Origin of the sequence: Paenarthrobacter sp. CC6 (assembly GCF_040560085.1) — a bacterium.
In the GTDB taxonomy this organism is placed as follows: domain Bacteria; phylum Actinomycetota; class Actinomycetes; order Actinomycetales; family Micrococcaceae; genus Arthrobacter; species Arthrobacter nicotinovorans.
In genome coordinates, this window is the sequence record NZ_JARDAN010000006.1 from 77,588 (window position 1) to 89,741 (window position 12,154).

12 protein-coding genes are annotated in these 12,154 nt (G+C 61.9%); 9 read left to right on the top strand and 3 right to left on the bottom strand.

Annotated elements, in window-relative coordinates; all coding sequences use genetic code 11:
- Positions 1-32: 32 nt before the first annotated feature.
- Genes PV760_RS05160 through PV760_RS05175 form a run of 4 tightly spaced genes read left to right on the top strand, consistent with a single transcriptional unit; the run spans position 33 to position 4,433 of the window.
- The gene (locus PV760_RS05160) at positions 33-413 is read left to right on the top strand and encodes a peptidase inhibitor family I36 protein (protein WP_144027618.1); all 381 of its coding nucleotides are present in this window, start codon (positions 33-35) and stop codon (positions 411-413) included.
- Positions 414-417: 4 nt separating this feature from the next.
- Positions 418-1,323, top strand: coding sequence for a hypothetical protein (locus PV760_RS05165; protein WP_144027617.1), 906 nt, complete (start codon positions 418-420; stop codon positions 1,321-1,323).
- The gene (locus tag PV760_RS05170) at positions 1,310-2,476 is read left to right on the top strand and encodes a hypothetical protein (RefSeq protein WP_354627303.1); all 1,167 of its coding nucleotides are present in this window, start codon (positions 1,310-1,312) and stop codon (positions 2,474-2,476) included. Before PV760_RS05165 ends, PV760_RS05170 begins: the two co-directional genes overlap by 14 nt.
- Before the next feature lie 10 nt (positions 2,477-2,486).
- Positions 2,487-4,433 (top strand): ABC transporter ATP-binding protein/permease, encoded by a 1,947-nt coding sequence (locus tag PV760_RS05175; RefSeq protein ID WP_354627304.1) that lies wholly within the window; start codon positions 2,487-2,489, stop codon positions 4,431-4,433.
- Between the two features lie 68 nt (positions 4,434-4,501).
- On the opposite strand, the gene PV760_RS05180 is transcribed toward PV760_RS05175, so the two are convergent.
- From PV760_RS05180 to PV760_RS05190, 3 genes are read right to left on the bottom strand one after another with little or no spacing between them, the layout of a single operon-like run.
- Positions 4,502-5,446, bottom strand: a complete 945-nt coding sequence (locus tag PV760_RS05180) for a COX15/CtaA family protein (RefSeq protein ID WP_018777571.1) — start codon at positions 5,444-5,446, stop codon at positions 4,502-4,504.
- 49 nt (positions 5,447-5,495) lie between these two features.
- Positions 5,496-6,260, bottom strand: coding sequence for an ABC transporter permease (locus tag PV760_RS05185; RefSeq protein ID WP_018777572.1), 765 nt, complete (start codon positions 6,258-6,260; stop codon positions 5,496-5,498).
- Positions 6,257-7,222, bottom strand: coding sequence for an ABC transporter ATP-binding protein (locus PV760_RS05190; protein ID WP_039241235.1), 966 nt, complete (start codon positions 7,220-7,222; stop codon positions 6,257-6,259). The genes PV760_RS05185 and PV760_RS05190 overlap by 4 nt, the downstream gene beginning before the upstream one ends.
- 109 nt (positions 7,223-7,331) lie before the next feature.
- Between PV760_RS05190 and PV760_RS05195 the strand changes: the two genes are divergently transcribed.
- The 5 genes from PV760_RS05195 to sufC are packed head-to-tail and all read left to right on the top strand — an operon-like array spanning position 7,332 to position 12,145.
- Positions 7,332-8,153, top strand: a complete 822-nt coding sequence (locus PV760_RS05195) for a helix-turn-helix transcriptional regulator (protein WP_026267140.1) — start codon at positions 7,332-7,334, stop codon at positions 8,151-8,153.
- Positions 8,153-9,616: a Fe-S cluster assembly protein SufB gene (sufB, locus tag PV760_RS05200; protein WP_018777575.1), complete on the top strand. Its 1,464-nt coding sequence runs from the start codon at positions 8,153-8,155 to the stop codon at positions 9,614-9,616. Before PV760_RS05195 ends, sufB begins: the two co-directional genes overlap by 1 nt.
- Positions 9,617-9,618: 2 nt before the next feature.
- A complete protein-coding gene (gene sufD, locus PV760_RS05205) occupies positions 9,619-10,923 on the top strand; it encodes a Fe-S cluster assembly protein SufD (protein WP_018777576.1) in 1,305 nt (434 codons plus the stop codon).
- A 36-nt stretch (positions 10,924-10,959) separates the two neighbouring features.
- Positions 10,960-11,316, top strand: a complete 357-nt coding sequence (locus PV760_RS05210) for a non-heme iron oxygenase ferredoxin subunit (protein ID WP_018777577.1) — start codon at positions 10,960-10,962, stop codon at positions 11,314-11,316.
- Between the two features lie 43 nt (positions 11,317-11,359).
- Positions 11,360-12,145, top strand: a complete 786-nt coding sequence (sufC, locus tag PV760_RS05215; RefSeq protein WP_018777578.1) for a Fe-S cluster assembly ATPase SufC — start codon at positions 11,360-11,362, stop codon at positions 12,143-12,145.
- Positions 12,146-12,154 lie beyond the last annotated feature (9 nt).

Consider the following 12,154-nt stretch of genomic DNA (forward strand, 5'->3'; position numbering starts at 1 on the left):
TGTTCCGATTCAAATCGAGCATTGGGGAAACCATGAAAGCCGTACTTCGCACGATGGGTGTTTTGGCAGTAGCGTCAGCCTCGGTCCTGACAGGAGTGAGCGCAGCCCAAGCCGCCCCAGCTTGCTCAACGGCCAGGGTGTGCCTTTATGACAACTATTGGTTCACAGGAACCCCGCGCCCCTTCGGCTGGGTAACTTCCTACATCGGCAACGCCGCAAATGACCAAGCCAGTTCCTTGGTAGTTGGGCCGCCGTCAGACTGGGCCTCGCCCTACGTGTACTTCTATCGGGATGCCAACTATGACGGCCACGCCATAATCTTCCGGGGCGGCAACGCAATGAATGATCTGCGTGGCAGTGCCATGATTCCCGGCGTGAATTGGGATGACGAAATCTCAAGTGTTTGGGGCTGAGTTCTTGAGGACCCGGGCCGGTGGTCTCGCCGCGGTTTTTGCTGTCATCGTCACGATAGTGGCTCTGTTGGGAGCAGCTTGTTCAGCACCTCCAGCTTCACCGCCAGACCGCGGTTCCGATGGCAGCCTTCCGATCGTCGACCGTTCTGACGGAGCGGGGGCAAGGGCTTCTCTCAACGAGATCACCGGCGAAGTCCTCCTCCCCATGAGCAGCTATTGGTACTCGGATCGAGAGAACCTCATCGTCAACACCGCGGTCGCATTCCTTATCTACGATTGCGTCGAAGATGCGGGCTTCGGCGGGGCTCCGCGGGGTGGAGCCGGTAAGGCACTGCAGGACCGCAGTTACGGTCAGTGGTCCCGGGCCCTTGCCGCGAGGAACGGGTTCAGCCCGGAAATCCGCAAAATCCCGGGCGTGCTGGACGCGCAGCCCGAGCGATCTCCCGTCACTGCACGACAACAGGAAGCCGAAACCAAATGCTACAACTCTGTTGGACGGGCGGGGTTTCCGGAGCTCCTCGAAGGATTGGCCGTCGATCAGTCGGTTCAGAACAGGATAGTTCAGACTTCCTTGGCCTTAACTGATCGAGACCCGGATTACCTGTCATATCGGCGGGCATGGGAGGACTGCGTGGCGGCCAAGGGTTTGAAGCTCGCCGGCTCGGATTCGTGGTCTTTCCAAGGCGCAGCGTCCAAAGAAGAGGAAGTTCGGATGGCATTGCTTGATGTCGAATGCAAGGACTCCAGCGGCGGGGCACAGCTTCCGTATGACATCCTCGCGCAGTACGAGGCCGCGCAAATGAAGGACCATCAGGCCGAGCTCAATGAAGTCGCTAGCCAGAAAGCTGCATCCGTCGAACGGGCCAAGCAGGTGCTGAGGGACCACGGCGTGGCCGATGCCAAGCTCTGAAACCATGCAGAACCCTGAAACCCAGCTCAACTCTGCAATGCGGCGCATTCCGCGATGGTGGCTCCTCCCGTGCGTCTTGGTGCTGGTAGTGGGCGGGCTGGGGGCCGCCTACTGGGCAGGTATCAGCGCGGCGGAGAGTGCCGAGTCACCTCAGGCCTCCCAGCAAACGGTTCCTGTATCCGCCACTGTGGAGAGGCGCGCCGTCATAAAGCAGGTCGTCTTGTCCGGCAAGGTCGTCCCTGGGACACAGTCAGCCATCAAGGCTGCCGCCTCCAGCGGAATTGCCCGCCTGGTGGTGACGTCTGCTGCCAAGTCACCTGGCGACGAGCTCCTGCCTGGGCAACTTGTGGCCGTCGTCTCCGGCCGCCCACTCCTTGTCATGCCGTCCGCCGTCCCGCTCTACCGGGACATTTCACCGGGTCAGTCCGGGCCTGACGTCAAAGGTCTCCAGGAGGCGCTCACCAATTTTGGATTTCCTGTGCCCGCCAGCGGTGTATTCGACCACGGAACCCAGCTGGCACTCTCCAATTGGTACCTGGCTGCTGGCTCAAAGGCGCCCACGGAGGTGTCGGCCGATAATCACGGCGACGATACCAACACCTCGGCTGTCATCTTCCGCTGGCAGGAATTCGTCCAGATCCCTGGCGATGTTGGAAAGATCGCAACTATTGCACAACCGGGAACTGTCCTCGGAGAGGACGGCATCGTCGCCAACGTAACCTTCGCCCCTGACACCATCGTCGCGCGTGCCGACGTGCTGCAGGCGGAGTCATTCCCCGTGGGTGCAGCTGTGACAGTCCGTGCCGGATCGGCAACCCTTGACACAAAGGTTGCCGGAGTAAGTGCTTTCATCGCAGGAGGAAAAGACAGCAGCGACATTCCGGGAAAGGACATAACGCTGCCGCTGACGGCCGGCAGTGCAGGGTTTTCGTCCGGGCAGACACTAACGGTCACTGCCATCACCGCGGCCCCTGAAACCTTGGCGGTCCCTCTGATCGCAATCCGTCAGGAGCGAGGCAGTGCCTTCGTCGAGGTTGAGGCCGGCCCAGATGTCCGACGCGTGGATGTCTCTGTGACGGGCCAAGCCGACGGGTGGGCTGCCCTGGCAGATGTCCCGTCCATTGCGGAAGGGGATCATGTCCGACTCCCATGATCGAACAACTGTGCCTGAACCAGCAAAGTGCGACCCGAACGGTCGGCCGGCGCTCCTAAGCCTGCGTGGGGTCACCCGCTCCTTTTCGGGAACGGAAGCGCTGCGAAGCATCGACCTGGATATCCATGCGGGGGAATTTGTAGCGATCGTGGGACTTTCAGGTTCCGGCAAGTCGACGCTCCTCAACATCCTGGGCCTTTTGGATACGGCGACCAGCGGCACCTACCTCCTTAGCGGCGCGAACACGGCAGGATTCAACGAGGGCCAACGCGCTGAAAGCAGGGCCCGTACATTTGGCTTTGTCTTTCAGGACTCCCATGTGGTGGGACGCGACTCAACAGCACGCAACGCCACGCTGGGTCTTCGCGCCCGGGGGATAAAGGCGGCGCTTCAGAAATCGCTGGTCTGGCCGCAATTACATCGTTTTGGCCTCGACCATCGCGTGGGCACACCGGCGGCGATGCTCTCTGGCGGTGAACGGCAACGGCTCGCAATCGCCCGCGCTGTCGTCGGTGATCCAGACGTTATCCTCGCTGACGAGCCCACTGGAAGCCTCGACACAGCCAACGGCGCGATTGTGCTGCAGCACTTACGCGAGCTTCACGAGGGCGGGACCACCGTCATCATGGTCACTCATGATCCGGGCATTGCCGCCTCCGCAGACAGAGTCATCACGATGCGGGATGGCCAAGTGATCAGCGATACGGGAGCGGCGATCCGTCAAGCGACGGCGATGGACGCACAGGTTTCCCCATCCGCGTCCGCCCTCAAGCGTCAGCGCATAAGTGAGTTCACCGACCTCGTTGCCGAGGCACTCTCCGCCCTTACCGGACGACCCGGGAAGGCACTGCTCTTGATTCTGGCTTTTCTCATCGGCAGCGGTGGCTTGGTCGCAGCCATCGGTCTTAGCGAAAGCGCCGCCGTTAAGGTCGCGGACCGCATTGACGACGCCGCCAGCGATGAAGTCCGAGTAAACCGCGACGGCGGATACCCATCCTGGGATGCGGTCCGATCCGACCTCGGACGAGCAAAGCAGCTTAAGGGAGTCCGGGGAGGCGGAATTGTCGCCGAGCTATCGGCTTCGGTTGTCCTCCCGTCAACCTTCCGCCCAGGCACTTTTCCTGATCAACCCGTATTTGGTGGGGCAGTCAGAGTGGCGGACTCCGGCTATCTGGCGATACAAGGCGCAACGGTTTCGTTCGGTGACCCGGCCCTGCTCGATCAATCATTTGGTGGTCCAGTGGCGTTTATCGGTCGAGGAGCAGCGCAGGATCTGGGCATCGGCACCCCTGGGCCCGGCGCCGTCGTCTGGCTCTTTGGGCAACCTGTTCCGGTGGTCGGCCTCATTACGGACCCGGGACGGGACCCCATTCTGACCGAAGCTGTGGTGGTGGGACTCGGATCCTATTCCGTCACAGACAGAATGGCGGCCAGCCTGGTTTTGCGCACGGACCCCGGAATGCCTGCCGCAATTGCGGAGGCAATTCCCAAGGCGCTAAATCCCACCGAAACGGGCGCCGTCAAGATTGAGACGGTGGCTGACCTACGCGAACTCAAGCAAGGAATCAATTCGGATCTCGGCCGACTGGTAGCGATAGTCTCTGTCGTCCTGTTGGCCATCGCGTGCCTCAGCGCAGGCACGACGATGTATCTCGGAGTGACAGCGAGGTTCAATGAGATCGCCTTGAGGCGGGCCCTCGGTATGCGGCGCTGGCCGCTGGGCTGCATGTTTCTCCTGGAAGGGGCCATCGTCGGGGCGATCGGCGGCGCAGCAGGGGCCGCCATTGGAATGGCCGCTGTCCTTAGCTATGCGGCGAGTGAGGGCTGGGTGCCGGCCATTCCAGGGTTTGCCGCATTCTGGGGAATCGGCGCAGGCACCCTGAGCGGCACCATCGCTGCCGCGTACCCTGCCCTCGTTGCATCCAGGGCCGACCCAGCCCAGTTGATTCGCCTCTAGCTACTGGCAGGTAACCAGCTACCAGAAGCGCGTTACCCGAGGGCCTGTTCCCAACCCGACAAGTACGCCTAGCCGACCGGACTGTGTTTGGCGACGTCCGCTGCATTCGTGGCAGCGCTCATCAGCAGCGCAGCGCCCAGCATGTGCGCGCCCACCAGAAGCGCCGGAATGCCGTTGTAGTACTGGGTGAAGCCAATGACTGCCTGCAGCAACGTCACGCCCAGCAAGAGGAAGGCAGCAGTGCGGAACGGACCACTGATCCTGCGCCGGACCACCAGGAACACGGCGAGGAGGGTGCCGGCCGTGATGAGGTAGGCGGGAATGGCGTGGATGTGTGAGAAGAGATCCCAATCGAGGTCATTCCTCGGAGCATCGGCGTCCCCGGCGTGCGGGCCGGCTCCTGTGACCACGACGCCGAGCATGACAGCGATGGCGGAGAACACGGCAACCGCCATCATCAGGGGACGAGTTACTGAAGGTAGTGCCGGCAGGGTCCTGTTCATGAATCGGCCCGTTCGCCCGTAGGCCCTGTTGACCAGCAAAGTTGCGAAGACAACGAGTGCCATCGAGACAAGGAAATGCAGGCCCACAACCCAGGGGTTGAGGTTGGAGAGCACGGTGATCCCGCCAATAATGGCCTGCGCCGGGATGCTGGCAAGAAGGCCAAGTGCCAGCAGGAAGAGGTCCCGGCGCTGCTTGCGGAGGTTCCACAGGTACACCAGCATGAGCGCGGCGACGGCGGCCAGGGCGAAGGTGAGCAGGCGGTTGCCGAACTCAATGAAACCGTGGATACCCATTTCGGGGGTATTGACCAAGGAGTCGTTGGTGCAGCGGGGCCACGTAGGGCAGCCCAAACCGGATGCCGTAAGCCGTACGGCGCCCCCTGTCACCACCAGGATGGTCTGCCCGATGAGCGACAGCAACGCCAAGCGACGTACGGCCGAGTTGACCTCGGTGGGCAGTTTGGATGTCCATTGCTGGACGGTTTTCGGGAGGCGGGATGCCGTGCTCACAGTTTTCTCACTTCTTAGTTCTGCTCGGATCAGTTTTGCTCGGATTTGCTTAGTTCCATTTGAACCAGCGGATGGCCGCGCCGCCTGCCAGCACGGTCCACAGCAGCAGGATCACAACGGCAGACAAGGGAATGGTGCCCTGAAGGAAGGCATCCCTCAGTCCTTGCCCAAGTGCCCCGGAAGGCAGGAAATGCACAATGCCCTGCAGAACCGCCGGCAGGCGATCGGCCGGTACGACGATTCCGCCCAGCGCACCCAGCAGGATCCAGAGCAAATTGGTAATGGCGAGCGTAGCCTCGGGCCGCACAGTGCCGGCCACCAGCAAACCGAGAGCCGTGAAAGCTGCTGCGCCAAGGACGAGCAGGCCCAGCCCGGGAAGCCAGGCTTCCGGGCGTGGCTGCCATCCAAGGAAACCTGCCACGGCGCCAACCACCAGGACCTGGAGGGCAAGGACCACCAGCACGGCAAGGATCTTCCCTGCAATGAGGCCGCCCCTGCCAAGCGGGGTGGTGGAGAGGAAGCGGAGCACCCCGTAGCGGCGATCAAATCCTGTGGCAATGCCTTGTCCGGTAAACGCGGTGGACATGGCGCAAAGAGCCAGGATGCCCGGCGTAGCGGTATCTACCCGCGAGGGACCGAGACCGTCCAGCAGCGGGGTCACCACCAGGCCCACCAAGGCCATCAACGGAAGGACGATGGCGAGGATGAGCTGCTCACCGTTGCGCAGCATGGTGATGGTTTCGTATCGTCCCTGCTGCATGATGCGGCGGGGCAGGGACGCCGGACCTGCGTTGGGAGCGAGTAGGCCGGTCATCGGAGGTCCCTTCCGGAGATGTCGAGGAAGACGTCCTCGAGGCTTCGTGATTCCAGGCGCAGCGATGCAGGCATGATGTTCCGTTCTGCCCACCAGGCAGTCAGCCCGGCGAGGTCAGCGGGAGTTATGGCGCCGGCAATGGCGTAACTTCCGGAGCGGGACTCGGTGATGCGGAGCCCGGCTCCCACTACGCCTGCGAAGTCGAGACCTGCAGGAGCATCGAAGTACAGAGTCCGGTCTGACGCTCCGGATTCGGTGGAATGGTCATGCCTGAGGAGTTCAGCCACTGTCCCTTCCGCCACGTTGTGTCCGCCGTCGATGATGTAGACGTAGTCCGCCAGCCGCTCGGCGTCGTCCATCAGATGCGTGGTGAGAACGATTCCCATGCCCGCGTCCCGCAGTTCGGCAATAAGTTCGAACACCATTTGCCGCGACTGCGGATCGAGCCCGGCACTGGGCTCATCAAGGAACAGGATCTCCGGGTTTCCAACGAGGGCTGCCGCCAAAGCCAGCCGTTGCTTTTGACCCCCGGAAAGGCGCCGCACCCCGGTCCTGCTGAACTGGTTGATGCCCAGCCGCTCCACCAGGGCATCGACGTTCATGGGGTTCTTGTACATGCCGGCCACGTGGCGCAACAGCGGGATTGGACGGGCCGACGGCGGCAGGCCACCGTCCTGGAGCATCACGCCTACCCGGGCGCGCAGTTCAGCACCTGCAGTATCCGGATCCGCCCCCAGAAGGGTGATGGAGCCACCGGTTCGCTTCTGCAGGCCCTGGGCACACTCCAGCGTGGTGGTCTTGCCGGCCCCGTTCGCACCAAGAAGTGCGGTTACCTGGCCACGCTCTGCCACCAGGGACAGTCCACTGACCACCCGTAACATTTTGCCGTCGAGGGAGGCCAAAGGGCCTACATCCTTGATGAGTCCGTCTATGGTGAGGACAGGAGATTCGGGTGAGCGCACCAAAGTATTCTACGTGAAGTAGTACGGTCACACTTGGCGCGGAGCCAAGGTCAGTCTTGCCTTACTGGATGCGTGAAACAAATTACGACATGATTGTGTTGTGTATTCCATGAGCAGTCCAGTATCCATGCCCCAAAAGCGGCATGCTGCAGCGGGAGAGGCCCTTGTTGCCTCACCCTCGCTGCCGGACGCGGATGACCGCACCCGTGACCGCGTCCTCAGCGCCGTGCTCGAGAATGGTCCTGTCAGCGCAGCCGAGCTGGGAGATCTCCTCGGATTTACCCCCGCCGCCGTTCGCAGGCACCTTGACCATCTTGAACGCAGTGGCGTCATTGAGGTCAAGCGTGTTGCCAAGGCCGGTTCAGGTGCCGGTCGGCCCGCGCGTCGCTATGTCCTGAGTTCACAGGGGCAGTCCAAGCTGGGCGATGACTACCTGAACATCGCAAGCTCGGCCCTGCGTCGCCTCCAGGAACTTGCGGGCGAGGACGCTGTCCGGGAGTATGCGGAAGAGCGTTTCGCGGACATGGAAAGGCGCTATGCACCGGAAGTCCAGGCCGCAGGGGACGACATCACCGCCAGGGCCATGGCACTATCCAAGGCATTGAGCCGCGACGGCTTTGTTGCCTCCGCCCATTCCATCGAAGCCAAGGCGCCGTTGCCCGCAGCGTTGTCCAGCGTTCAGCTGTGCCAAGGGCATTGCCCCATTCAACGCCTCGCCGCGGAGTTCCCGGTGTTCTGCGATGCCGAGACCAAGGTCTTCTCCCGTTTGGTGGGAGTCGACGTCCGGCGCCTCTCGACGCTCGCGCAGGGCGGACATGTTTGCACCACCCACATACCTACCGGGCGATTGGCTGCCACGGTGCCCCCAGGCGCCGAAGTGCAACCCAAGAGCCCCTATCAGGAATCTAACAACCAGCAAGAAAGGCCGTGATGACGGACCAAATAGCAGAGAAAGCGGTAGCCGACGGCACTGTGATCTCGGAGATTCTGGAGAAGAATCCCGAACTGCACGGTATCGGAAACTACGAGTACGGCTGGGCCGACAAGAACGACGTAGGCGCCAATGCCCGTCGTGGCCTCAACGAGGAGGTCGTCCGCGACATCTCCTCGAAGAAGAACGAGCCCGAATGGATGCTCGATCTGCGCCTCAAAGGCCTGAAGTACTTCGACCGCAAACCCATGCCTACCTGGGGTGCGGACCTCTCGGGCATCGATTTCGATAACATCAAGTACTTCGTGCGCTCCACCGAAAAGCAGGCTGCAACCTGGGAAGACCTTCCCGAGGACATCCGGAACACCTACGAGAAACTGGGTATTCCGGAAGCTGAGCGCAGCCGCCTCGTCTCGGGCGTGGCCGCCCAGTACGAGTCCGAGGTTGTCTACCACCAGATCCGTGAGGACCTGGAAGCCCAGGGCGTCATCTTCCTGGACACCGACACCGCGCTGCGTGAGCACCCTGAGATCTTCCAGGAGTACTTCGGCACCATCATCCCCGTGGGCGACAACAAGTTCGCATCGCTGAACACGGCTGTTTGGTCCGGCGGATCATTCGTGTATGTGCCCAAGGGTGTGCACGTCGACATCCCGCTCCAGGCCTACTTCCGTATCAACACGGAGAACATGGGCCAGTTCGAGCGCACCTTGATCATCGCCGATGAGGACTCCTACGTTCACTACATCGAAGGTTGCACGGCTCCGATCTACACCTCGGACTCGCTGCACTCCGCGGTCGTGGAGATCATCGTGAAGAAGGGCGCACGCGTCCGCTACACGACCATCCAGAACTGGTCCAACAACGTGTACAACCTGGTCACCAAGCGTGCCATCTGCGAAGAGGGCGCCACCATGGAGTGGGTCGATGGCAACATCGGCTCCAAGGTGACCATGAAGTACCCGGCCGTCTACCTCGTTGGCGAGCACGCCAAGGGTGAGACGCTGTCCATCGCTTTCGCAGGCGAGGGCCAGCACCAGGACACCGGCTCAAAGATGGTCCACATCGCGCCGAACACCAAGAGTTCCATCATTTCCAAATCAGTCGCCCGTGGTGGTGGCCGCGCTGCCTACCGCGGCTTGGTCCAGGTCCGCGAGGGTGCCAAGCACTCTGCCAACACGGTCCGCTGTGACGCGCTGCTGGTGGACACCATTTCGCGGTCGGACACGTACCCGTACATCGACATCCGTGAGGATGACGTCGTACTCGGCCACGAGGCCACCGTTTCCCGTGTCAGCGAAGAACAGCTCTTCTACCTGATGTCCCGCGGAATGCCGGAGGACGAGGCCATGGCCATGATCGTGCGCGGCTTTATCGAGCCGATCGCCCGCGAGCTGCCCATGGAATATGCCCTTGAGCTGAACCGCTTGATTGAACTTCAGATGGAAGGATCCGTCGGTTAATAATGACTGATATCACTACTGAAAAGGCCCGCATCGGCGCGCCTTCAGCACAGCCCTTTATCGACGGCTTCACGGAGGAAGGCGAGAACCTCTCGCCCATCAACGCTGACGGTTCGACGGCGGCAAAGCCGTCGGCGGGTCCGCTCGCGGGCGCTTCGTCCAAGAGCCACTCCCACGGTGGCGGGGTAGGCGTCCCGGACAGCTCCCGCGCCGGCCGTCTCACCTCGTACAACCTTGACGATTTCAAGGCACTGACCGGACTCGAAGAGGACTGGCGGTTTACTCCGCTTCGTCGTCTCCGTGGGCTGCACTCCGAAGCCCTTATCGGCGCGGCGCCGGCTGTCACGGTTTCCGCACCCGCCGGAGTCACTGTCGAAACTGTCGGCCGTGATGACCGCCGCATCGGCTTGGCCGGCATTCCGGAAGACCGTGTTTCTGCCAACGCCTGGTCCGGCTTCAAGGAAGCCACTGTGATCACGGTTCCCTCGGAGACCACGCTCGAGTCGGAAATCACGGTTACCTTGACCGGCGCCGGTACCGATGCCGCTGCCCAGCACATCGTTGTGGTGGCGGAGAAGTTCTCCAAGGGTGTCCTGGTCCTCGGCCACGAAGGTTCTGCCGTTGTGTCGGAGAACGTGGAAATCGTTCTTGAGGATGGCGCAGAGCTGACCGTAGTGTCCCTGCAGGAATGGAACGATGACTCCGTTCATGCTTCGTCCCAGCAGGCGAAGATCGGCCGCGATGCCAAGTTCAAGCACATCGTGGTCAGCCTCGGTGGAGACCTCGTCCGTGTCACCCCGACTGCACGCTTTGCTGCTCCGGGTGGCGAGGTTGAACTCTTCGGCCTGTACTTCGCAGACGCCGGCCAGCACCTTGAGCACCGCACGTTCGTTGACCACGGTCAGGCGAACTGCGTGTCCAACGTGCTGTACAAGGGTGCTTTGCAAGGCAAGGGTGCACACACCGTATGGGTGGGCGATGTCCTGATCCAGAAGAATGCCGAAGGAACCGACAGCTACGAGAAGAACCAGAACCTGGTTCTGACCGATGGCTGCCGCGCCGACTCCGTGCCGAACCTGGAGATCGAGACGGGTCTCATTGCCGGTGCAGGCCACGCCAGCGCTACCGGACGTTTCGACGACGAGCACCTCTTCTACCTCATGGCCCGCGGTATTCCGGAAGAAGTTGCCCGCAGGCTCGTAGTCCGCGGCTTCCTCAACGAGATCATCCAGAAGATCAACGTACCGGCCATCGAAGATCGCCTGACGGACGCTGTTGAGCGCGAGCTCGCCGCGACCGAGAACTAACGACGAACCCAACAAAGACAGGCAGTCCGGACAAGCATGAGTGAACAAACCAAGGGCGAACTGGTATGCAACGCCAATGACATCCAGGTCAAGCAGGCCCTGCGGGTTCTCATTGACGACTATCCCGTAGCGATCGTCAGGGATTCCATGGGCGAAATCCACGCCATTGGCGATACCTGCTCGCATGCGGATATCTCGTTGTCCGAAGGCGAAGTTGAAGGTTGCGCAATCGAATGCTGGGGACACGGTTCCCAGTTCGATCTCCGCAGCGGACAACCCCTCCAGCTGCCCGCCTACGATCCCGTGCCCGTGTTCGCCGTCACCCTCGACGGCGATGACGTCTACGTGGACGTGACCAACGTTGTGAACGGCGCTTCAGTAGAGAACTACTGAGCGCCCAGTACCGCCAGACTTACGAACGAAAAGAAAGAAGAGCATGTCTACTCTTGAGATCAACGACCTGCACGTCAGCATTGAGACGGAGCAGGGCACCAAGGAGATCCTGAAGGGCGTCAGCCTGACCATCAGGACCGGCGAAACCCACGCCATCATGGGCCCCAACGGCTCGGGCAAGTCCACCCTCGCCTCCACGATCGCCGGCCACCCGCGCTACACGGTCACCAGCGGCACCATCACGCTGGACGGCGAGAACGTGCTGGACATGAGCGTCGACGAGCGCGCCCGCGCCGGCCTCTTCCTGGCCATGCAGTACCCGGTGGAGGTCCCCGGTGTGACCATGACCAACTTCCTGCGCACCGCCAAGACCGCGATCGACGGCGAAGCACCGGCACTTCGTACCTGGACCAAGGACGTCAAGGCTGCCATGCAGCAGCTGCGCATCGACGCCGACTTCGCCCAGCGCAACGTCAACGAAGGCTTCTCCGGTGGTGAGAAGAAGCGCGTGGAGATCCTGCAGCTGGAACTCTTCAAGCCGAAGTTCGCCATCCTGGACGAGACCGACTCCGGCCTCGACGTCGATGCTTTGAAGGTTGTCTCCGAAGGTGTGAACCGTGCGCACGACGCCGGTAACATGGGCACCCTGCTCATCACCCACTACACCCGCATCCTGCGCTACATCAAGCCGGAATTCGTCCACGTATTCGTGGACGGCAAGGTTGTCGAGGAGGGCGGCCCCGAGCTGGCCGACCGCCTTGAAGAAGAGGGCTACGACCGCTACGCGCCAGGCGCCGGCGTTGCCGTTGCTCCTGCCGTGCAGGCCTAGTTAGGATCG